Below are 20,763 nucleotides of genomic sequence, written 5' to 3'. Positions count from 1 at the left end.
TGAGAGAGAACCATGACTGATATCGCACTCGACATGCGCCACCACAAGCGCAGCTTTGCCGGCTATGAACCGCGGCACTTCCTGTGGTCGGTGTCCGACGACGGCAAGGTCGGGACCATCACGCTGAACCGGCCGGAGCGCAAGAATCCGCTGACCTTCGACTCGTATGCCGAGCTGCGCGACCTGTTCCGCGGCCTGTGCTACGCCAGCGACATCAAGGCGGTGGTGGTGACCGGCGCCGGCGGCAACTACTGCTCGGGCGGCGATGTGCACGAGATCATCGGCCCGCTGACGCAGATGACCATGCCCGAGCTGCTCGACTTCACGCGCATGACCGGCGACCTGGTCAAGGCGATGCGCGCATGTCCGCAGCCGGTGATCAGCGCGGTCGACGGCATCTGTGCCGGCGCGGGCGCGATGATGGCGCTGGCTTCGGACATGCGGCTGGGCACGGCGCAGGCCAAGACCGCGTTCCTGTTCACGCGCGTCGGCCTGGCCGGTGCCGACATGGGCGCGTGCACGCTGCTGCCGCGCGTGATCGGGCAGGGCCGCGCCAGCGAGCTGCTGTACACGGGCCGCTCGATGAGCGCCGACGAAGGGCTGCAGTGGGGCTTCTTCAACGCGCTGCACCCGTCCGACGCGGTGCTGGCGCAGGCGCAGGCGCTGGCCGCGCAACTGGCCGCCGGCCCGACCTTCGCCCATGGCGTGACCAAGAAGCTGCTGCACCAGGAATGGAACATGGGCCTGGACGAGGCCATCGAAGCCGAAGCCGAGGCGCAGGCCATCTGCATGCAGACGCGCGATTTCCGCCGCGCCTACGAGGCTTTCGTCGCCAAGACCAAGCCGGTGTTCGAAGGGGACTGAAGCGCCATGTCCGACAAGACCTACCTCGATCTGCCGCTGTTCGACGACGCCCACCGCACGCTGGAGCAGGAACTCGACGCATGGTGCGGACAACACCTGCGCGTCGACCACAGCGATACCGACGCCGCATGCCGCGCGCTGGTGCGGCAGCTGGGCGAGGCGGGCTGGCTGCGCTACTGCGTGCCGGCCGCGCATGGCGGCGCGCTGCCGGCGCTGGACTCGCGCTCGCTGTGCCTGCTGCGCGAGACGCTCGCGCGCCATGACGGCCTGGCCGATTTTTCCTTTGCCATGCAGGGCCTGGGCTCGGGCGCGATCACGCTGGCGGGCAGCGACGCGCTGCGCGCGCGCTACCTGCCGCGCGTGGCCCGCGGCGAGGCGATTGCCGCGTTCGCGCTGTCCGAGCCCGAGGCCGGCTCGGATGTCGCCGCGATGCAATGCAGCGCGAGGCTGTCGGACGACGGCAGCCACTATGTGATCGATGGCGCCAAGACCTGGATCTCGAACGGCGGCATCGCGGATTTCTACTGCGTGTTCGTGCGCACCGGCGAGGCCCCGGGCGCGCGCGGCATTACGGCGCTGGTGGTAGACGCCGATACGCCGGGCCTGTCCATTGCCGAGCGCATCGACGTGATGGCGCCGCATCCGCTGGCCACGCTGCGCTTCGACCAGTGTCGCGTGCCGGTGGGCAACCGCTTGGGCGAGGCGGGGCAGGGCTTCAAGGTGGCGATGATGACGCTCGATATCTTCCGCGCTTCGGTTGCCGCGGCGGCGCTGGGCTTCGGCCGCGCGGCGCTGGACGATGCGCTGGCACGTGCCTGCGCGCGCCCGATGTTCGGCGGCGTGCTGGCCGACCTGCAGCTGACCCAGGCCGCCATCGGCGACATGGCCACCGCGATCGACGCCGCGGCGCTGCTGACCTACCGCGCCGCCTGGCTGCGCGACGTCAAGGGACAGCGCACCACGCGCGAGGCGGCCATGGCCAAGATGGTCGCCACCGAGAACGCGCAGCAGGTGATCGACCGCGCGGTGCAGATGTTCGGCGGCCTCGGCGTCAAGGTCGGCACGCGCGTGGAAAGCCTGTACCGCGAGATCCGCTCGCTGCGCATCTACGAGGGCGCCACCGAAGTGCAGAAGCTGATCATCGCGCGCGAGACGCTGGCCGGGCAGCCGGCCTGAGCCCGGACCGTGCGCCCCCGCGCCACCCACGAACTGCCGTACCGATACAGAGCAGACAGGAGACAAGCCATGGCGACCACAGCCCACCTCGACACCTTCGCGCGCGACCGCCTGCCGCCGCAGGACCAGTGGCCGGTGTTCCGCTTCAATGCCGACACCGCCTACCCGGAGCGGATCAATGCCGCGGCGGAGCTGGTCGACCGCCACGTGCGCGAAGGCTGCGGCGAGCGCGTTGCCATCCGCCATCGCCGCGACGGCCGCATCGAGACGGTCACCTATGCCGAACTCGCGGCGCTGGTGAACCGCATCGCCCATGTGCTGGTCGAGGACATGGCGCTGGTGCCCGGCAACCGCGTGCTGCTGCGTGGCCCCAACAACCTGATGATGGCCGCAAGCTGGCTTGCCACCATCAAGGCCGGCCTGATCGCCGTGCCGACCATGCCGCTGCTGCGCGCCAGGGAGCTCAAGCAGATCGTCGACAAGGCGCAGGTCACCGCGGCGCTGTGCGATGCGCGGCTGCGCGAGGATCTCGATGCCAACCAGCGCGCCGGCGGGGAATTCCATTGCCCGACGCTGGCCCGCGCGCTGTATTTCAACGGCACCGGCGAGGGTTCGCTGGAAGCCGCGATGGCGGGCAAGCCCGACAATTTCGACGCCTGCGACACCGCCAGCGACGATGTCTGCCTGATCGCCTTTACCAGCGGCACCACCGGCCAGCCCAAGGGCACCATGCATTTCCATCGCGACGTGCTGGCCATGTGCGACCTGTTCCCGCGCCATGTGCTGCGCTCCGGGCCGGACGACATCTTTTGCGGTACCCCGCCGATCGCCTTCACCTTCGGGCTCGGCGGCATGCTGTGCTTCCCGTTGCGCATCGGCGCCAGCACGGTGCTGGCGGAGAAGCTCACCCCTGAAACTTTGCTCGAACTGATCCACGACTTCCGCGCCACCATCGTCTTCACCGCGCCCACCTTCTACCGGCAGATGGCGGCGCTGGCGCCGCGCTTCGATATCTCCAGCCTGCGGCACAGCGTGTCCGCCGGCGAGGCGCTGCCCGACGCCACGCGGCAGGGCTGGAAGGCCGCCACCGGCATCGAGATGACCGACGGCATCGGCGGCACCGAGATGATGCACATCTTTATCTCGAGCGCCGGCGCCGAGGTCAGGCCGGGCGCGATCGGCAAGGTGGTGCCCGGCTACGTGGCGCAGATCGTCGACGAGGAGATGCGGCCGCTGCCGCCGGGCCAGGTCGGCAAGCTGGCGGTGCAGGGCCCGACCGGCTGCCGCTACCTGGACGACCCGCGCCAGGCCAACTATGTGAAGGCCGGCTGGAACCTGCCGGGCGATACCTTCGTCGCCGACGCGGACGGCTATTACTTCTACCAGGCACGCTCCGACGACATGATCATCTCGGCCGGCTACAACATTGCCGGGCCGGAGGTGGAGAGCGCGCTGATGCAGCACGAGGCGGTGGCCGAATGCGGCGTGGTCGGCGCGCCGGACGACGGGCGCGGCCAGGTGGTGATGGCCTACGTGGTGCTGCGCGAAGGCGTGCCCGCGGACGACGTCACGCGTACCGCGCTGCAGGACTACGTGAAGCGGCAGATCGCGCCGTACAAGTACCCGCGCCGCATCGAGTTCGTGCCGGCGCTGCCGCGCACCGAGACCGGCAAGCTGCAGCGCTTCCGGCTGCGCCAGATGGCGGAGCAGGGGCCGGGCGCGGGCAATGGCGGCAAGCCACAGCAGGGGCAGCCATGAGCGATGTGTTCCGCAATACCGTGCTGGTGCGCTTCAAGCACTGCGACGCCGCCGGCATCGTGTTCTATCCGCGCTACTTCGAGATGCTCAACGACCTGATCGAGGACTGGTTCGGCGAGGCGCTGGGCTGGCCGTTCGATGCCATGCATGGCGAGGGTCGCGCGGGCGTGCCTACGGCCGAGCTGGAGTGCCGCTTCCTGGCGCCCAGCCGGCTGGGCGAGGTGCTGACGCGCGAGTTGCGTGTGCTGAAGCTGGGGCAGTCCAGCTTCACGCTGGCGATCCGCTTTGCCGGCCCGCATGACGATACCCGCATGGAAGTGACGCAACGGCTGGTCTGCGTCGATACCGGCGCGATCGCGCCGCAGCCGCTGCCCGAATCCGTGCGCGAGGCCATGGCGCGTTACCTGGTCGCCGCGGCCTGAACCCCGATTTCCATCCACTCATACCAAGCAACCACAGGGAAACGACATGAAGATCCTGCAGCCGCCCGACTGGGCGCCGCCGCGCGGCTACGCCAACGGCATGATGACCGAGATGCAGGCGGGCAGCCGCCTGCTGTTCATCAGCGGCCAGATCGGCTGGAACAGCCAATGTGAATTCGAGACCGACGACTTCGGCCTGCAGGTGGCGCAGACGCTGCGCAACGTCGTCGCGGTGCTGGCGGCCGGCGAGGCGCGGCCCGAGCATATCGCGCGCATGACCTGGTATGTGAAGGACAAGGCCGAGTATGTCGGCGCCTATGGGGCGATCGGCGAACATTACCGGGCCATCATCGGGCGCCACTTCCCGGCCATGACGGCGGTCGAGGTCGCCGACCTGGTCGAGCCGCGCGCCAAGGTGGAAATCGAGGTCACGGCGGTGGTGCCGCCGCCGCGATAATCCGGCTGCCGGGGTGCAACCCGGACCGCGGGCGCGGGCAGCGCGGCCGCCGCTGGCGCGGCGAGGTTGCCGCCTGCCGCGCGCAAGTCCTTGAAAACTTGAGAAATTGGGTGGCTCGGGATATAATTCGAAAGTTTCGCTTTCAGAACCCTTCACCCTAGCGCCAACCGCTTTCCACCTTCCGCCGCCCCCATCCGCGCCGCCTTTGCCGTTCATGTCTGATGTGATGCAAAGCGCATGTCGCAACCGGATCCGACCGCATCGGCGCAATGCCGCTGCCGCCGTCACGGATCCAGCCTGGGAGGCACGAGGCGTCGATTGGTCGGTCACGGGGTGAGTCCAGCAGGAGCCTACCCGTGTTACCGTCTTTTCCGTCCGCCATTCTCGCGCTTGCAGACGGCACGGTCTTTCGTGGCTATTCCATTGGCGCTTCCGGCCATACCATCGGCGAAGTGGTGTTCAACACCGCCATCACCGGTTACCAGGAAATCCTCACCGACCCGAGCTATTCGCGGCAGATCGTCACGCTGACGTATCCGCATATCGGCAACTACGGTGTCAATCCTGAGGACGTCGAAGCCACGAAAGTCCATGCCGCCGGCCTGATCATCAAGGATCTGCCGATCCTGGCCTCCAACTTCCGCAAGGAGCACACCCTTGCCCACTACCTGAAGCAGGAAAAGGTGGTGGCGATCGCCGGCATCGATACGCGCAAGCTGACCCGTATCCTGCGCGAAAAGGGCGCCCAGAACGGCTGCATCCTGGCCGGCGAGGACAATGTCCAGAAGGCCATCGACCTGGCCCGCTCGTTCCCCGGCCTGGCCGGCATGGACCTGGCCAAGGTGGTCTCGGTCAAGGAACCGTACGACTGGACCCAGTCCGAATGGAAACTGGGCGAAGGCTACGGCAAGCAGGACCAGCCGCAGTTCCACGTGGTCGCCTATGACTACGGCGTCAAGTACAACATCCTGCGCATGCTGGCCGAGCGCGGCTGCAAGGTCACGGTGCTGCCGGCGCAAGCCAGCGCGGCCGACGCGCTGGCGCTGAATCCGGACGGCGTGTTCCTGTCCAACGGTCCCGGCGACCCCGAGCCTTGCGACTACGCCATCGCCGCCACGCGCGAGTTCATCGAGCGCGGCATCCCCACCTTCGGCATCTGCCTGGGCCACCAGATCATGGCCCTGGCGGTCGGCGCCAAGACCCTGAAGATGAAGTTCGGCCACCACGGCGCCAACCATCCGGTCAAGGACCTGGACGACGGCCGCGTGGTGATCACGTCGCAGAACCACGGCTTCGCGGTCGACGCCGACACGCTGCCTGCCAACGTGCGCGTCACGCACAAGTCGCTGTTCGACGGCTCGCTGCAGGGTTTCGCGCTGACCGACAAGCCGGCGTTCTGCTTCCAGGGCCACCCGGAAGCCTCGCCCGGCCCGAACGACGTGGCTTACCTGTTCGACCGCTTCATCCAGCTGATGACCGACGCGCGCAAGTAAGCGCAGCCGGGAACAGCAGACACAGGGACATCCCATGAACGCCTTCATGCATACCGCTTTCGGCATCACCGACTTCTGGACCTATGTGCTGGGCACGATCTTCATCGTGCTGCTGCCGGGGCCGAACTCGATGTACGTGCTGTCGGTGGCGGCGCAGCGCGGCGTGCGCGCCGGCTACAAGGGCGCGTGCGGGGTGTTCCTGGGCGACGCGGTGCTGATGGTGCTGTCGGCGGCGGGCGTGGCCTCGCTGCTCAAGGCCAGCCCGGCGCTGTTCTACGTGGTGAAGTACGTCGGCGCGGCCTACCTGGCGTGGATCGGCTTCAACATGCTGCGCGGCGCGCTGCGCAGCTGGGCCGCGCGCGGCGATGCCGCCGGCGCCGCGGTGCCTGCGGCCACGCCGGACCAGTCCGACCCGTTCCGCAAGGCGCTGCTGATCAGCCTGCTGAACCCGAAGGCGATCCTGTTCTTCATCTCGTTCTTCATCCAGTTTGTCGACCCGGCCTTTGCTTACCCGGTGATGTCGTTCGGGGTGCTGGGGCTGGTGTGCCAGATCTTCAGCTTTGCCTACCTGACCACGATCATCTTCGTGGGCGCGAAGCTGGCCGAGGCGTTCCGGCGCCGCCGCCGGCTGTCGGCCGGCATGGCCAGCGGGGTAGGGGCGATGTTCATCGGCTTCGGCGCCAAGCTGGCGACCGCCACGATGAACTGAGCCAGACCACAATTTCGAATCCGGACGGATTCCCTGATTACCGGCGCGGTCCGCAGGCAAGGCGGGCCGGCCCATAAAGAGAGCGTGCAATGCCAAAACGCACAGACATCAAGAGCATCCTGATCATCGGCGCGGGCCCCATCATCATCGGCCAGGCGTGCGAGTTCGACTATTCCGGCGCCCAGGCCTGCAAGGCCCTGCGCGAGGAAGGCTTCAAGGTCATCCTGGTCAACTCCAACCCGGCGACCATCATGACCGACCCGGCCACGGCCGATGTCACCTACATCGAGCCGATCACCTGGGAAGTGGTCGAGCGCATCATCGAGAAGGAGCGCCCGGATGCCATCCTGCCGACCATGGGCGGCCAGACTGCGCTGAACTGCGCGCTGGACCTGCATCGCCATGGCGTGCTGGACAAGTACAAGGTGGAACTGATCGGCGCGTCGCCCGAAGCCATCGACAAGGCCGAGGACCGCCAGAAGTTCAAGGACGCGATGACCAAGATCGGCCTGGGCTCGGCCAAGTCCGGCATCGCCCACTCGATGGACGAGGCCGTGGCCGTGCAGGCCCACATCGCCCAGGAGACCGGCACCAGCGGCTACCCGATCGTGATCCGCCCGTCGTTCACGCTGGGCGGCACCGGCGGCGGCATCGCCTACAACCGCGAAGAGTTCGAAGAGATCTGCAAGCGCGGCCTGGACCTGTCGCCGACGCGCGAGCTGCTGATCGAGGAATCGCTGCTGGGCTGGAAAGAGTATGAGATGGAAGTGGTCCGCGACAAGCAGGACAACTGCATCATCATCTGCTCGATCGAAAACCTGGACCCGATGGGCATCCACACCGGCGACTCGATCACGGTGGCCCCGGCGCAGACCCTGACCGACAAGGAATACCAGATCCTGCGCAACGCCTCGCTGGCGGTGCTGCGCGAGATCGGCGTTGACACCGGCGGCTCGAACGTGCAGTTCTCGATCAACCCGAAGGACGGTCGCATGATCGTCATCGAGATGAACCCGCGCGTGTCGCGTTCGTCGGCGCTGGCCTCCAAGGCCACCGGCTTCCCGATCGCCAAGGTCGCGGCCAAGCTGGCGGTTGGCTACACCCTCGACGAACTGAAGAACGAGATCACCGGCGGCGCCACCCCGGCCTCGTTCGAGCCCTCGATCGACTACGTGGTCACCAAGGTGCCGCGTTTCGCCTTCGAGAAATTCCCGCAGGCCGACAGCCACCTGACCACCCAGATGAAGTCGGTGGGCGAAGTGATGGCGATGGGCCGCACCTTCCAGGAGTCGTTCCAGAAGGCCCTGCGCGGGCTGGAAGTGGGTGTCGACGGCCTGGACGAGAAGTCCACCGATCGCGACGAGATCGTCGAGGAGATCGGCGAGCCGGGCCCGGACCGCATCTGGTACGTCGGTGACGCGTTCCGCCTGGGCATGTCGCTGGAAGAGGTCTATCACGAGACCGCCATCGATCCGTGGTTCCTGGCCCAGATCGAAGATATCGTCCGCACCGAAGGCCTGGTCAAGTCGCGCACGCTCGACAGCCTGTCGACCGCCGAACTGCGCTTCCTGAAGCAAAAGGGCTTCTCCGACCGCCGCCTGGCGCGGCTGCTGAAGACCGACGCCAAGGCCGTGCGCGCGGCCCGCATCGCCCAGAACGTGCGTCCGGTCTACAAGCGCGTCGATACCTGCGCGGCCGAATTCGCCACCAACACCGCCTACATGTACTCGACCTACGAGGCCGAGCACGGCGAGTGCGAGGCGGCGCCGACCGACAAGAAGAAGATCATGGTGCTGGGCGGCGGCCCGAACCGGATCGGCCAGGGCATCGAGTTCGACTACTGCTGCGTGCACGCCGCGCTGGCGCTGCGCGAAGACGGGTACGAGACCATCATGGTCAACTGCAACCCGGAAACCGTGTCGACCGACTATGACACCTCGGACCGCCTGTACTTCGAGCCGGTGACGCTGGAAGATGTGCTGGAGATCGTCGCGATCGAGAAGCCGGTCGGCGTGATCGTGCAGTACGGCGGCCAGACCCCGCTGAAGCTGGCGCTGGACCTGGAGGCCAACGGTGTGCCCATCATCGGCACCAGCCCCGACATGATCGACGCGGCCGAAGATCGCGAGCGCTTCCAGAAGCTGCTGCAGGACCTGGGCCTGCGCCAGCCGCCCAACCGCACCGCGCGCGCCGAGGACGAAGCGCTGCGCCTGGCCGAGGAAATCGGCTACCCGCTGGTGGTGCGTCCGTCGTACGTGCTGGGCGGCCGCGCCATGGAAATCGTGCATGAGCCGCGCGACCTCGAGCGCTACATGCGCGAGGCGGTCAAGGTCTCGAACGATTCCCCGGTGCTGCTCGACCGCTTCCTGAACGACGCCATCGAGTGCGATGTCGACGCCCTGTGCGACGGCAAGCGCGTCTTTATCGGCGGCGTGATGGAACACATCGAGCAGGCCGGCGTGCACTCGGGCGACTCCGCCTGCTCGCTGCCGCCGTACTCGCTGTCGGCCGAGACCGTGGCCGAACTGAAGCGCCAGACCGCGGCCATGGCCAAGGCTCTGAACGTGGTCGGCCTGATGAACGTGCAGTTCGCGATTCAGCAGAACAACGGTGTCGACACCGTCTACGTGCTGGAAGTGAACCCGCGCGCCTCGCGTACCGTGCCGTACGTGTCCAAGGCCACCGGCATGCAGCTGGCCAAGATCGCCGCGCGCTGCATGGCCGGCCAGTCGCTGGACGAGCAGGGCATCGCCGACGAGGTCATCCCGCCGTACTACAGCGTCAAGGAAGCGGTGTTCCCGTTCAACAAGTTCCCGGGCGTCGATCCGGTCCTCGGACCTGAAATGCGTTCGACCGGCGAAGTCATGGGCGTGGGCAAGAGCTTCGGCGAGGCCCTGTTCAAGAGCCAGCTGGCCGCGGGTTCGCGCCTGCCGGAGAAGGGCGCCGTGCTGATCACGGTGAAGGACAGCGACAAGCCGCGCGCCGTGGCCGTGGCCCGCATGCTGCACGACATGGGCTACCCGATCGTCGCCACGCGCGGCACCGCCTCGGCGATCGAGGCCGCCGGCATCCCGGTCAAGGTGGTCAACAAGGTCAAGGACGGCCGTCCGCATATCGTCGACATGATCAAGAACGGCGAACTGGCGCTGGTGTTCACCACCGTGGACGAAACCCGCGGCGCGATCGCCGATTCGCGCTCGATCCGTATCTCGGCACTGGCGCACCGCATTCCTTACTACACCACCATCGCCGGCGCGCGCGCCGCGGTGGAAGGCCTGAAGCACATGCAGAGCCTGGAGGTCTACGACCTGCAGGGACTGCATGCCTCGCTGGCCTGATGCCGTCAAGGTAAGGAAGCAACACATCGCAAAAGGGCGTCCGCGTCGCGGCGGCCCCGCCCAAGGAAGCCCGCCGGAGTTGCTGCCGGCGGGCTTCCTGGCCTAAACTACGTCAAATTCGTCGATCGAACCGGCGTGCCCGCGTTCGATCCTGTCTGAAAGCCGCGGTTGAGCGGACGTGCCCTGGCGAGGTTTGCCGGGGTTGGCTCCAGCTCCGCTGCGGCTCATTTTTTTGTTGAACGAAGACATGAGCACCATTCCGATTACCAAGCGTGGCGCAGAGCTCCTGAAGGAGGAGCTGCAGCGCCTGAAGGCTGTCGAGCGTCCGGCGGTGATCAATGCCATCTCCGAAGCGCGCGCACAGGGCGACTTGTCTGAAAACGCCGAGTACGATGCCGCCAAGGAAAAGCAGGCCTTTATCGAGGGCCGCATCCTGGAAGTGGAGGCCAAGCTGTCGGCCGCGCAGATCATTGACCCGACCCAGCTCGATACCGATGGCCGCATCGTCTTTGGCGCGACCGTCGACCTGGAAGACCTGGAGTCCGGCAGTCCGGTCAGCTACCAGATCGTCGGCGATGACGAGGCTGACCTCGATGCCGGCAAGATCTCGGTCAGCTCGCCGATTGCACGCGCGCTGATCGGCAAGTTCGAAGGCGACGTCGCCACCGTGCTGGCCCCGGGCGGCGAGCGCGAGTACGAAGTCATTACCGTTCGCTACATCTGATGCCGGCCCGGCCGGCGGGCTTGCGCCTGCGCTGGCCACCGGAAAGGCCGGCTTGTGTTCTCCACTTCCTATAACAACCTGCCGCCGCTGCCGCACCGCATCTTCCTGTTGCTGACGGTGGTGTGGGCCGGCAGCCTGTGGACCGTCGGCTACATGGTGGCGCCGACGCTGTTTTCGGTGCTGCCCAGCCGCGAGATGGCGGGCATGATCGCCGGGCACCTGTTCCATACCGAAGCCATCGTCGGCGTGACCATCGGTGTGCTGCAGCTGGTGCTGTGCAACGTGATGATCCGGCGCGGCGCCCAGCGCTACCGCGGCCTGCGCTGGCTGGTGCTGGGCATGCTGTGCTGCGTGCTGGTCGGCTACTTCGGTACCCAGCCGTTCATGGGCAGCCTGAAGGAAAAGGCGCTGGCGCTGGGCGTGGGGGTGTCGGAATCGCCGTACAAGGCGCAATTCGGCATGCTGCACGGCGTCTCCAGCGCCTTCTACCTGCTGCAAAGCCTGCTGGCGCTGGCACTGGTGTGGCGCGCTTCGGCGCCGCGTTCGGCCGGGGAGTGAGGCCGGGGGTGAAGCCGACCACCGGCACGGACGCAGGCGCGGCGTGCCGGCATCGGGGCGCCTGGCGGCGCCCGCTTGTTTCCGGCTGCCGGGGCTTCAGCCCAGCGCCTTCTTCTTCTGGCTGGTCGGGCGGGCGCGCGAGCGCTTCACATTGCCGCCGGCGGTGACGCGCTCGTTGCCAAGCACCGTGACTTCCTTGCGGGTCGGGCGGCGGTTGGGCGCGGCGCTGGGCTTCTTCACCGTTACCGTGCGCGGGGCGGCGCCGCCGCGGCGGGCGGGCGTGTGCCGGCCGAGCTCTTCGGCCTGGTTTTCCTTCAGGCGGGCTTCGCCCGGACGCCACACCACCAGCAGCTTGCCGATATGCTGGATCGGCGCGGCGCTGAGCTGGTCGCAGATTTCTTCGTAGATGGCGATGCGCGCTTCGCGGTCGTCGCCGAACACGCGGATCTTGATCAGGTCGTGGGCAGCCAGGCTGCGGTCGATCTCGGCCAGCACGGCGCGGGTCAGGCCTTCGGCGCCGACCATCACCACCGGGTTCAGGGCATGGGCACGGGAGCGCAGGTCAGAGCGCTGGGCAGGGACTAGTTGTAGAGCAGGCATAGGTTGGCGCTGGATAAGGCGCTTGAAATAGTGATAGAGCGCTTGGCGCTGGTAATCGGGCGCTGCAGCTGCGCCGGTCGTGACACGGCGGCTGGAACAGGCTGCCGGCGGCCGCCGGCTGGCGGCAAAGCCGGGATTCGGATTGGCGCGTATTATCCGTCAATCCGGCACTGTCGGGCAGCAAAATCATCAAAACAGTAGGAAAACCTGCGCCGCCGGCCCGACCGGCGCGCGCGGGCAGGGAACAGGCTGGTATCTGGCATGGCAAAGAACAAGTTCAACCATTCGTGGCTGCACGACCACATCAACGATCCGTACGTCAAAATGGCGCAGCGCGAGGGCTACCGCGCCCGCGCGGCGTACAAGCTCAAGGAGATCGACGAGCAGGACAAGCTGATCCGCCCCGGCCAGGTCATTGTCGACCTGGGCGCGGCGCCGGGCAGCTGGAGTCAGTACGCCCGCAACAAACTGGCCGACTCGCCGCGCGCCAGGGACGGCCGGATCGACGGCGCGGTCGTCGCGATCGACCTGCTGCCAATGGAACCGGTCGCCGACGTCACGTTTATCCAGGGCGATTTCCGCGAGGAGTCGGTGTTCCGTGAGCTCGAAAGTGTGGTTCTCGGCGCCTCCGGCGGCAACAAGATCGATCTTGTTTTGTCCGACATGGCCCCCAACTTGTCCGGTGTGGCCTCCGCCGACGCCGCCCGGATCGAGTACCTGTGCGACCTGGCGCTTGAATTCGCGCAGGCCCACCTGAAGCCGGAGGGAGCATTGCTGGTAAAGTGTTTCCACGGGAGCGGCTACAGCCAGATCGTGGAAAAGTTCAAACGGCAGTTCAAAGTGGTCGCGAAGCGCAAGCCCAAGGCGTCGCGCGACAAGTCTTCCGAAACCTTTATCCTTGGGCGCTACCTGAAGACAGTGGATTGACCGATCTCGATACGAGCCAGGGCGGAATAAGAAATGTAGAGGGAAATACCCTCACCCGGTGCTATCGGCATCATAGTTTCTCTGTTTCCCCTCGAGGGCGGGGGCTGCATTACAATGCAGCTATCCGTTGGCAAGGCAATTGCAAAGGAGTTCGGCCTTGAATAACAACCTGTTTCAAAAGGCGGCAATCTGGCTCGTGATCGCGCTGGTGTTGTTTACCGTCTTCAAGCAGTTCGACAAGCCCCGTGCGCAGGACAGCGTCACCTATTCGCAGTTCATGGATGACGCCAAGAACGGCAAGGTGTCGCGTGTCGACGTGCAGGGCCGCAACCTGGTGGTCTCGCCCAAGGAAGGCGCCAAGTACACCATCATCTCGCCGGGCGACATCTGGATGGTCGGCGACCTGATGAAGTACGGCGTGCAGGTCACCGGCAAGGCGGACGACGAACCCAACGTGCTGGTCCAGGCCCTGTATTACCTCGGGCCGACCCTGCTGATCATCGTGTTCTGGTTCTACATGATGCGTCAGATGCAGGGTGGCGGGAAAGGCGGCGCATTCTCATTCGGCAAGTCGCGTGCGCGGCTGATCGACGAGAACCAGAACGCCGTCACGTTCCAGGACGTGGCCGGCTGCGACGAGTCCAAGGAAGAAGTCGTCGAGCTGGTCGACTTCCTCAAGGATCCGCAGAAATTCCAGAAGCTGGGCGGCCGTATCCCGCGCGGCGTGCTGCTGGTCGGCCCTCCGGGTACCGGCAAGACGCTGCTGGCGCGTGCCATCGCCGGCGAGGCCAAGGTGCCGTTCTTCAGCATCTCGGGCTCCGACTTCGTTGAAATGTTCGTTGGCGTGGGCGCGGCGCGTGTGCGCGACATGTTCGAGAACGCCAAGAAGCAGGCGCCCTGCATCGTGTTCATCGATGAAATCGACGCCGTCGGCCGCCATCGTGGCGCCGGCATGGGCGGAGGCAACGACGAGCGCGAGCAGACCCTGAACCAGATGCTGGTCGAGATGGACGGCTTCGAGGCCAACTCGGGCGTGATCGTGATCGCCGCGACCAACCGTGCCGACGTGCTGGACAAGGCGCTGCTGCGTCCGGGCCGTTTCGACCGCCAGGTCTACGTGGGCCTGCCGGACATCCGCGGCCGCGAGCAGATCCTGAAGGTCCATATGCGCAAGGTGCCGATCGGCAACGACGTCGACGCTTCGGTGATCGCGCGCGGTACCCCGGGCTTCTCGGGCGCCGACCTGGCCAACCTGGTCAACGAGGCCGCGCTGTTTGCCGCCCGCCGCAACAAGCGCGTGGTCGACATGCAGGACTTCGAGGACGCCAAGGACAAGATCTACATGGGTCCGGAGCGCAAGTCGACGGTGATGCGCGAGGAAGAGCGCCGCGCCACGGCTTACCATGAGTCGGGCCACGCGGTGGTTGCCAAGCTGCTGCCCAAGGCCGACCCGGTGCACAAGGTCACCATCATGCCGCGTGGCTGGGCGCTGGGCGTGACCTGGCAGCTGCCCGAGCATGACAAGTATTCGAAGTACAAGGACAGCATGCTGGAAGAGGTCGCCATCCTGTTCGGCGGCCGCGCGGCGGAAGAGGTCTTCCTCAACGCCATGAGCACCGGCGCTTCCAACGACTTCGAGCGCGCCACCAAGATCGCGCGCGACATGGTGACCCGCTTCGGCATGAGCGATTCGCTGGGTGCGATGGTCTACGTCGATACCGAGCAGGACGGCATGTTCGGCAAGTTGTCGTCGAAGACCGTGTCGGAAGCCACGCAGCAGAAGGTCGACGCCGAGATCCGTCGCATCATCGACGAGCAATACGCGCTGGCCAAGCGCCTGCTCGAAGAGAACCGCGACAAGGTCGAAGCCATGACCAACGCACTGATGGAATGGGAAACCATCGACGCCGACCAGGTCAACGACATCATGGCCGGCAAGCCGCCGCGTCCGCCGCGCAGCGCGTCGGGCCCGAACGGTGGCGGCAGCACGCCCTCGGGCGGCTCGCCGGTGGCGCCGACCAACGCGCCCGCCACGGCCTGACCCGGCGCTCGTCCCACTGACGACGCTGTAGCGATGGCTGTGTAGTGCCTGTCCCTGAAGCCGGTGCCTGGCGCACCGGCTTTTCCTTTTTGTGCGGCCCCGGCCGCGCGCATCGCCAAAGCCTTCCTACCTTGCAGCAGACGACTCAGACCCGGCACTTCCAGTGCGGCCGTTTCCGCTTTGCCCTGGACCAGCGTCCGCTGGTGATGGGCATCCTCAACGTCACGCCCGACTCCTTTTCCGACGGCGGCCAGCATGCCAGCCGTGATGCGGCGCTGCGCCATGCCGAGCAGATGATTGCCGAGGGCGTCGACATCATCGACATCGGCGGGGAATCGAGCCGGCCCGGGTCAGCCGCGCTGCCGCTGGCAGACGAGCTGGCGCGCGTGATCCCCGTGGTGGAAGCGCTGCGCGATTGCGGCAAGCCGCTCTCGATCGACACCTACAAGCCCGAGGTCATGCGCGCCGCGCTTGCGGCCGGAGCCGATCTCATCAACGATATCTGGGGCTTGCGCATGCCGGGCGCGGTCGAGGCGGTGGCGGCGGGACAGGCGGGCCTGTGCGTGATGCATATGCAGCGCGATCCGCAGACCATGCAGGAAGACCCGCACTACGACGATGTGGTCGCCGAAGTGGCGCAGTTCCTCGCCGAGCGCGTCGCCGTGCTGCGCGCCGCCGGGATTGACGACGCCCGGATCTGCCTCGATCCGGGATTTGGCTTCGGCAAGACACCGGATCATAATTTGCGCCTGCTCGCGCAGTTGCCGCAGCTGGCGCTCGACGGCCTGCCGGTGCTGGCGGGCATCTCGCGCAAGTCCACGCTGGGCGCCATCCTGGGCGGCCGGCCGCCGCAGCAGCGCGTCGCCGCCAGCATCGCCGCGGCGGTCTGTGCGGTGGAGCGCGGTGCGTGGATCGTACGCGTGCATGATGTGCAGCAGACCGTCGACGCCGTGAAGACCTGGTGGGCCGTGCGCAACGAATCCGTCAGCGCGGGCTGAGCCAGGCGCAGACACCGGTTGGCGCCACCAGGACAGAACATAGAAGAGAAAGGGAAACCAAGAATGACACGCAAGTATTTCGGGACCGACGGCGTGCGGGGCAAGGTCGGCGATGCGCCGATCACGCCGGACTTCGTGATGCGGCTGGGCCATGCCGCGGGCAAGGTGCTGGCGCACGGCGCCAGGACCGGGCAGGGCAAGCCGACCGTGCTGATCGGCAAGGACACGCGCATTTCGGGCTACATGCTGGAAGCCGCGCTGGAGGCCGGCTTTACCTCGGCGGGCGTGCACGTGCTGCTGACCGGCCCGCTGCCGACCCCCGGCATCGCCTACCTGACGCGGGCGCTGCGGCTGTCCGCCGGCGTGGTGATCTCGGCCAGCCACAACCCCTACTACGACAACGGCATCAAGTTTTTCTCGGCCAGCGGCGACAAGCTGCCCGACGCGGTCGAGGCGGCGATCGAGGCGGCCCTCGACGAGCCCATGGTGTGCGCCCCGTCCGACGACCTCGGGCGCGCCCGCCGCATCGACGATGCCGCCGGCCGCTATATCGAATTCTGCAAGAGCACCTTCCCGTATGAACAGGACCTGCATGGCCTGAAGCTGGTGGTCGACTGCGCCCACGGCGCGGCGTACCACATCGCGCCGCCGGTGTTCCATGAGCTCGGCGCCGACGTGGTCGCCATCGGCAACCAGCCCAACGGGCGCAATATCAACGCCGGCTACGGCGCCACCGCGCCGGAGAAACTGATCGAGGCGGTCAAGGCCAACGGCGCGGACCTGGGCCTGGCCTTCGATGGCGACGCGGACCGGCTGCAGGTGGTGGACGCCGATGGCCGGCTCTACAACGGCGACGAACTGCTGTATCTGATCGTGCGTGACCGCCAGGCCGCGGGCCAGGCGGTGCCCGGCGCGGTCGGCACGCTGATGACCAATATGGCGGTGGAACTGGCGCTCAAGCGCGAGGGCGTAGACTTCGTGCGCGCCAAGGTGGGCGACCGCTATGTGCTGGAGGAGCTGAACAAGCGCAAGTGGACGCTGGGCGGCGAGGGTTCGGGCCACCTGCTGTGCCTGGATCGCCACAGCACCGGCGACGGCATCGTGTCGGCGCTGCAGGTGCTGGGCGCACTGCGCCGCAGCGGCAAGACTCTGGCGCAACTGCTTGACGGCGTGAAGCTGTTCCCGCAGACGCTGATCAACGTGCGCGTGCAGAAAGGTTTCGACTGGCAGACCCATGCCGGCCTGCAGGCGGCCCGTGCCGCGGTGGAGCCGGAACTCGAAGGGCGCGGCCGCGTGCTGATCCGGGCCTCGGGCACCGAGCCCGTGGTGCGCGTGATGGTGGAGGCGGAGCAGGCAGAGATGGCCGAGCGCGCAGCCAGGAAGCTGGCGGACGCGCTGGGTGCCTGACAGCACCCATCAAAGAAGAGAACGCCGGGCTCGCCCGGCGTTTTTTTTGCCCGCTTACGCAATTAACCGCCGTCATCTTGCCCACACGGCAGAGCGGGGCAATCCCGTCATTACCTTGCTGCAGGCCAGTTTCAAGAAGATTTAAAGATGTCACGGAATTGTCATACAGGCAGCATAAAGTTCGTCTTGTCAAAAATTTGTCATTCCCAACCAATGTTCTCTGGAGGACATATGAAGCTGGTCAAGACTGCCGTGGCAGGCATCGTTTCGATGGTGGTAGCGGGTACTGCGTTCGCGGCGGAAATTACCGGTGCAGGCGCTTCCTTCCCGGCGCCCGTGTATTCCAAGTGGGCCGACGCATATAACAAAGCAACGGGCAACAAGGTCAACTATCAATCCATCGGCTCGTCGGGCGGCATCAAGCAGATCGGCGCCAAGACGGTCGATTTCGGCGCTTCGGACGCGCCGCTGAAGGACGAGGACCTGAACAAGCAGGGCCTGGTCCAGTTCCCGACCGTGATCGGCGGCGTGGTGCCGGTGATCAATCTGCAAGGCGTGAAGCCGGGCGAGCTGACCATCACCGGCGAGCTGCTGGCCAACATCTACCTGGGCAAGATCAAGAAGTGGGACGATCCCGCCATCAAGGCGCTGAACCCGCAAGCCAAGCTGCCGAGCCAGGACATCCTGCCGGTGCGCCGTGCCGACGGTTCGGGCACCACCTTCATCTTTACCAACTACCTGTCCAAGGTCAGCGCTGACTGGAAGGGCACGGTCGGTGAGGGCACCACGGTCAACTGGCCGGGCGGCGGCACCGGCGGCAAGGGCAACGAGGGCGTGGCCGCCTTCGTGCAGCGCCTGAACGGTGCGATCGGCTATGTCGAGTACGCCTATGCCAAGCAGAACAAGATGACCCACGTGAACATGAAGAACGCGTCGGGTGCCGTGGTCAAGCCGGGTGACGACGCCTTCAAGGCCGCCGCCGCCGGCGCGGACTGGAGCAAGAGCTACTACCAGATCCTGACCAACCAGCCCGGCAAGGACGCCTGGCCGATCGCCGGCGCCACCTTCATCCTGGTGCACAAGAACCAGGAAAAGCCGGCGCAGGGCACCGAAGTGCTGAAGTTCTTCGACTGGGCCTACAAGAGCGGCGCCGGCATGGCCGCCGATCTCGACTACGTGCCGCTGCCGGAGAACGTGGTCAACCAGATCCGTTCGACCTGGAAGACCAGCGTCAAGGACGCTTCGGGCAAGGCGCTGTACTGATCTGACGGCATCGCCGGCCGCGCGCCAGCGCGGCGGCGGTAGCCGGGCAGCCCGAAACCGGCCCGGCCACCGTGCTCGCGCCCAGGCGCGAGCGGCGATCCACCCTGAATTCCCGACATGGCGACTACCCCCTCCGAGTTCCGCAACGTCCGGCCCCCGAGCCGCATGGGCGACATCCTGTTCGGCGGCCTGACGCGGGGCGCCGCGATCGTGACGCTGCTGCTGCTGGGCGGCATCATCGTCTCGCTCGCGATCAGCGCCTGGCCCTCGATCGAGGCCTTCGGCGCGCGCTTCCTGTGGTCCGCGGAGTGGGATCCTCCCGCCGATGTCTATGGTGCGCTGGTGCCCATCTACGGCACCATCGTGACCTCGCTGATCGCGCTGATCATCGCGGTGCCGGTGAGCTTCGGCATCGCCCTGTTCCTGACCGAACTGTCGCCGGCCTGGCTGCGCCGCCCGCTCGGCACCGCCATCGAACTGCTCGCCGCGGTGCCGTCGATCGTCTACGGCATGTGGGGCCTGCTCGTGTTCGCGCCGATCTTCGGCGAGTATTTCCAGAAGCCCCTGGCCGCCACGGTGGGCCAGCTGCCGGTGATCGGCAAGCTGTTCCAGGGCGCGCCGCTGGGCATCGGCCTGCTGTGCGCGGGCGTGATCCTGGCGATCATGATCATCCCGTACATCGCCTCGGTGATGCGCGACGTGTTCGAGGTCACCCCGGTGCTGCTCAAGGAATCCGCCTACGGCGTGGGCTGCACCACCTGGGAAGTGATGTGGAACGTGGTGCTGCCCTACACCCGCGCCGGCGTGATCGGCGGCGTGATGCTGGGCCTGGGCCGCGCGCTGGGCGAGACCATGGCCGTCACCTTCGTGATTGGCAATACCAACCTGCTGGACAGCGCGTCGTTGTTCTCGCCGGGCAACAGCATTACCTCGGCGCTCGCCAACGAGTTCGCCGAAGCCGGCGCCGGCCTGCATACCGCCGCGCTGATGGAGCTGGGCCTGATCCTGTTCTTCATCACCTTCGTGGTGCTGGCGCTGTCCAAGCTGTTGCTGCTGCGACTCGCCAAGAATGAGGGCGCAAAATGAGCCAATCGAGCCAAGCCATGACTTCCGTATCGATGCCCGCCGTCCGTCCTGATGCCGATGCCGTGCGTGCCCGCCTGCAGGGCCGCCGCCGCCGCGTCAACCTGTACGCGCTGACCGCGTCGCTGGTGGCGATGGCCTTCGGCCTGTTCTGGCTGGCGTGGATCCTGTGGACCACCGTCACGCTGGGCGTGGGCGGGCTGTCGCTGGACCTGTTCACGCAGATGACGCCGGCTCCCAATACCGCCGGCGGCGGCCTCGCCAACGCCATCTTCGGCAGCTTCGTGATGGTCGGCATGGCCACGCTGTTCGGCACGCCGCTGGGCATCCTGGCGGGCATCTACCTGGCCGAGTATGGCAAGAGCTCGCCGCTGGCCAGCTTTATCCGCTTTATCAACGACATCCTGCTGTCGGCGCCGTCGATCGTGATCGGCCTGTTCGTCTACGCGCTGGTGGTGACCCGCATGGGCCACTTCTCAGGCTGGGCCGGCATTTGCGCGCTGGCGCTGCTGCAGGTGCCGATCGTGGTGCGCACCACCGAGAACATGCTGAACCTGGTGCCCAACGCGCTGCGCGAGGCCGCCTTCGCCCTGGGCACGCCCAAGTGGAAGATGGTGCTGTCGATCACGGTGAAGTCATCGTACGCCGGCATTGTGACGGGCGTATTGCTGGCCGTGGCCCGTATCGCCGGCGAAACCGCGCCGCTGCTGTTCACCGCGCTGTCCAACCAGTTCTGGACCACCGACCTGAACAAGCCGATGGCCAACCTGCCGGTGACCATCTTCCGCTTCGCCATGAGCCCGTTCACCGAATGGCAGCAACTGGCCTGGGCGGGCGTGTTCCTGATTACGATCGGCGTGCTGGCCCTGAATATCCTGGCGCGCATCCTGTTCAAGAAATAAGCGGCGCGCCCGTCATCCGGACCGCCCCAAGACTGCAAGCGAG

The 20,763-nt window shown here is 66.6% G+C and carries 18 protein-coding genes; 17 read left to right on the top strand and 1 reads right to left on the bottom strand.

Going from position 1 to position 20,763, the window contains the following annotated elements; genetic code table 11:
- The first annotated feature begins 12 nt into the window (after positions 1 to 12).
- The 10 genes from U9J39_RS26125 to U9J39_RS26080 all read left to right on the top strand — a co-directional run bounded on the left by U9J39_RS26125 (position 13) and on the right by U9J39_RS26080 (position 11,499).
- Entirely contained in the window at positions 13 to 864 is an 852-nt protein-coding gene (locus U9J39_RS26125; protein WP_326348506.1) for an enoyl-CoA hydratase family protein, read from the top strand.
- Between the two features lie 6 nt (positions 865 to 870).
- Positions 871 to 2,040 (top strand): acyl-CoA dehydrogenase family protein, encoded by a 1,170-nt coding sequence (locus tag U9J39_RS26120; protein WP_115710069.1) that lies wholly within the window; start codon positions 871 to 873, stop codon positions 2,038 to 2,040.
- A gap of 69 nt (positions 2,041 to 2,109) precedes the next feature.
- Positions 2,110 to 3,798: an AMP-binding protein gene (locus U9J39_RS26115; RefSeq protein ID WP_326348505.1), complete on the top strand. Its 1,689-nt coding sequence runs from the start codon at positions 2,110 to 2,112 to the stop codon at positions 3,796 to 3,798.
- Entirely contained in the window at positions 3,795 to 4,220 is a 426-nt protein-coding gene (locus U9J39_RS26110) for an acyl-CoA thioesterase (RefSeq protein ID WP_115680580.1), read from the top strand. The genes U9J39_RS26115 and U9J39_RS26110 overlap by 4 nt, the downstream gene beginning before the upstream one ends.
- Positions 4,221 to 4,266: 46 nt before the next feature.
- On the top strand, positions 4,267 to 4,677 hold the full coding sequence (locus tag U9J39_RS26105) for a RidA family protein (protein WP_115680579.1): 411 nt from the start codon (positions 4,267 to 4,269) through the stop codon (positions 4,675 to 4,677).
- Between the two features lie 356 nt (positions 4,678 to 5,033).
- Positions 5,034 to 6,170: a glutamine-hydrolyzing carbamoyl-phosphate synthase small subunit gene (gene carA, locus U9J39_RS26100; RefSeq protein ID WP_115710065.1), complete on the top strand. Its 1,137-nt coding sequence runs from the start codon at positions 5,034 to 5,036 to the stop codon at positions 6,168 to 6,170.
- Between the two features lie 34 nt (positions 6,171 to 6,204).
- Positions 6,205 to 6,879 (top strand): leucine efflux protein LeuE, encoded by a 675-nt coding sequence (leuE, locus tag U9J39_RS26095; protein WP_326348504.1) that lies wholly within the window; start codon positions 6,205 to 6,207, stop codon positions 6,877 to 6,879.
- An 89-nt stretch (positions 6,880 to 6,968) separates the two neighbouring features.
- On the top strand, positions 6,969 to 10,217 hold the full coding sequence (gene carB, locus U9J39_RS26090) for a carbamoyl-phosphate synthase large subunit (RefSeq protein ID WP_115710062.1): 3,249 nt from the start codon (positions 6,969 to 6,971) through the stop codon (positions 10,215 to 10,217).
- Between the two features lie 247 nt (positions 10,218 to 10,464).
- On the top strand, positions 10,465 to 10,941 hold the full coding sequence (gene greA / locus U9J39_RS26085; RefSeq protein ID WP_092309418.1) for a transcription elongation factor GreA: 477 nt from the start codon (positions 10,465 to 10,467) through the stop codon (positions 10,939 to 10,941).
- 54 nt (positions 10,942 to 10,995) lie between these two features.
- Positions 10,996 to 11,499 carry a DUF4149 domain-containing protein gene (locus U9J39_RS26080; RefSeq protein WP_062800712.1) on the top strand — a complete coding sequence of 168 codons (504 nt, stop codon included), beginning with the start codon at positions 10,996 to 10,998 and terminating at the stop codon, positions 11,497 to 11,499.
- 96 nt (positions 11,500 to 11,595) lie between these two features.
- Here the strand turns inward: U9J39_RS26080 and U9J39_RS26075 are convergent, their stop codons facing one another.
- Complete coding sequence (locus U9J39_RS26075) at positions 11,596 to 12,099, bottom strand: YhbY family RNA-binding protein (protein WP_115710060.1); 504 nt, start codon at positions 12,097 to 12,099, stop codon at positions 11,596 to 11,598.
- Positions 12,100 to 12,360: 261 nt separating this feature from the next.
- On the opposite strand from U9J39_RS26075, the gene U9J39_RS26070 reads away from it, so the two are divergent.
- From U9J39_RS26070 to pstA, 7 genes are all read left to right on the top strand, one after another.
- On the top strand, positions 12,361 to 13,026 hold the full coding sequence (locus U9J39_RS26070) for an RlmE family RNA methyltransferase (RefSeq protein WP_115710059.1): 666 nt from the start codon (positions 12,361 to 12,363) through the stop codon (positions 13,024 to 13,026).
- A gap of 157 nt (positions 13,027 to 13,183) precedes the next feature.
- Positions 13,184 to 15,067: an ATP-dependent zinc metalloprotease FtsH gene (ftsH, locus tag U9J39_RS26065; protein ID WP_012353229.1), complete on the top strand. Its 1,884-nt coding sequence runs from the start codon at positions 13,184 to 13,186 to the stop codon at positions 15,065 to 15,067.
- 206 nt (positions 15,068 to 15,273) lie between these two features.
- The gene (folP, locus tag U9J39_RS26060; RefSeq protein WP_231942174.1) at positions 15,274 to 16,065 is read left to right on the top strand and encodes a dihydropteroate synthase; all 792 of its coding nucleotides are present in this window, start codon (positions 15,274 to 15,276) and stop codon (positions 16,063 to 16,065) included.
- Positions 16,066 to 16,128: 63 nt separating this feature from the next.
- The gene (glmM, locus tag U9J39_RS26055) at positions 16,129 to 17,472 is read left to right on the top strand and encodes a phosphoglucosamine mutase (RefSeq protein ID WP_012353227.1); all 1,344 of its coding nucleotides are present in this window, start codon (positions 16,129 to 16,131) and stop codon (positions 17,470 to 17,472) included.
- A gap of 231 nt (positions 17,473 to 17,703) precedes the next feature.
- Positions 17,704 to 18,735 carry a phosphate ABC transporter substrate-binding protein PstS gene (gene pstS, locus U9J39_RS26050; protein ID WP_116312756.1) on the top strand — a complete coding sequence of 344 codons (1,032 nt, stop codon included), beginning with the start codon at positions 17,704 to 17,706 and terminating at the stop codon, positions 18,733 to 18,735.
- A gap of 117 nt (positions 18,736 to 18,852) precedes the next feature.
- Positions 18,853 to 19,821 carry a phosphate ABC transporter permease PstC gene (gene pstC / locus U9J39_RS26045; RefSeq protein WP_115710055.1) on the top strand — a complete coding sequence of 323 codons (969 nt, stop codon included), beginning with the start codon at positions 18,853 to 18,855 and terminating at the stop codon, positions 19,819 to 19,821.
- Positions 19,822 to 19,838: 17 nt separating this feature from the next.
- Entirely contained in the window at positions 19,839 to 20,720 is an 882-nt protein-coding gene (gene pstA / locus U9J39_RS26040) for a phosphate ABC transporter permease PstA (RefSeq protein WP_373429508.1), read from the top strand.
- Positions 20,721 to 20,763 lie beyond the last annotated feature (43 nt).

Origin of the sequence: Cupriavidus sp. SS-3 (assembly GCF_035818815.1) — a bacterium.
Lineage (GTDB): Bacteria > Pseudomonadota > Gammaproteobacteria > Burkholderiales > Burkholderiaceae > Cupriavidus > Cupriavidus taiwanensis_C.
Note: the sequence above shows the minus strand (reverse complement) of the source record. Positions and strands in the feature narration are given on the sequence as shown.

What these genes read in the sequence shown, in the direction of transcription:
- U9J39_RS26125 (WP_326348506.1), top strand. Translation starts at nt 13, where the DNA reads ATGACTGATATCGCACTCGACATGCGCCACCACAAGCGCAGCTTTGCC.
- U9J39_RS26120 (WP_115710069.1), top strand. Translation starts at nt 871, where the DNA reads ATGTCCGACAAGACCTACCTCGATCTGCCGCTGTTCGACGACGCCCAC.
- U9J39_RS26115 (WP_326348505.1), top strand. Translation starts at nt 2,110, where the DNA reads ATGGCGACCACAGCCCACCTCGACACCTTCGCGCGCGACCGCCTGCCG.
- U9J39_RS26110 (WP_115680580.1), top strand. Translation starts at nt 3,795, where the DNA reads ATGAGCGATGTGTTCCGCAATACCGTGCTGGTGCGCTTCAAGCACTGC.
- U9J39_RS26105 (WP_115680579.1), top strand. Translation starts at nt 4,267, where the DNA reads ATGAAGATCCTGCAGCCGCCCGACTGGGCGCCGCCGCGCGGCTACGCC.
- leuE (WP_326348504.1), top strand. Translation starts at nt 6,205, where the DNA reads ATGAACGCCTTCATGCATACCGCTTTCGGCATCACCGACTTCTGGACC.
- carB (WP_115710062.1), top strand. Translation starts at nt 6,969, where the DNA reads ATGCCAAAACGCACAGACATCAAGAGCATCCTGATCATCGGCGCGGGC.
- greA (WP_092309418.1), top strand. Translation starts at nt 10,465, where the DNA reads ATGAGCACCATTCCGATTACCAAGCGTGGCGCAGAGCTCCTGAAGGAG.
- U9J39_RS26075 (WP_115710060.1), bottom strand. Translation starts at nt 12,099, where the DNA reads ATGCCTGCTCTACAACTAGTCCCTGCCCAGCGCTCTGACCTGCGCTCC.
- U9J39_RS26070 (WP_115710059.1), top strand. Translation starts at nt 12,361, where the DNA reads ATGGCAAAGAACAAGTTCAACCATTCGTGGCTGCACGACCACATCAAC.
- folP (WP_231942174.1), top strand. Translation starts at nt 15,274, where the DNA reads ATGGGCATCCTCAACGTCACGCCCGACTCCTTTTCCGACGGCGGCCAG.
- glmM (WP_012353227.1), top strand. Translation starts at nt 16,129, where the DNA reads ATGACACGCAAGTATTTCGGGACCGACGGCGTGCGGGGCAAGGTCGGC.
- pstS (WP_116312756.1), top strand. Translation starts at nt 17,704, where the DNA reads ATGAAGCTGGTCAAGACTGCCGTGGCAGGCATCGTTTCGATGGTGGTA.
- pstC (WP_115710055.1), top strand. Translation starts at nt 18,853, where the DNA reads ATGGCGACTACCCCCTCCGAGTTCCGCAACGTCCGGCCCCCGAGCCGC.
- pstA (WP_373429508.1), top strand. Translation starts at nt 19,839, where the DNA reads ATGACTTCCGTATCGATGCCCGCCGTCCGTCCTGATGCCGATGCCGTG.